Source organism: Vibrio sp. 10N.222.52.B7, assembly GCF_041474275.1.
Classification (GTDB): domain Bacteria; phylum Pseudomonadota; class Gammaproteobacteria; order Enterobacterales; family Vibrionaceae; genus Vibrio; species Vibrio crassostreae_C.
The window spans coordinates 1-250 of record NZ_JBFRTU010000411.1; the positions used below are offsets into that span (position 1 = coordinate 1).

Consider the following 250-nt stretch of genomic DNA (forward strand, 5'->3'; position numbering starts at 1 on the left):
TAGAAATGATCAACGAAAGATCACAGCGTAAAATCGCAGCAATTTCACGTTTCGCTAAGTCACTGTACAAATGCGCTTTGGTCAGTTCAGTCTCTTTCTTAACAGCTTCATGCCGCGCGTTACGTAGGAACTGTAAGTCTTCCGTATCCAGTAACTTAAATGCATTCGGACATACCTTCTCCACACGCCAACCAAACTGCTCTTCCATCATAAAACGGTCAAACATCACGACATCGGGTTGCAGCTCTTC

General features: G+C 44.4%; 1 pseudogene. It reads right to left on the reverse strand.

Features of this window, described 5'->3' with window-relative positions:
* A pseudogene (locus AB4512_RS23455) lies at positions 1-250 on the reverse strand (glycosyltransferase); the annotation flags it as partial.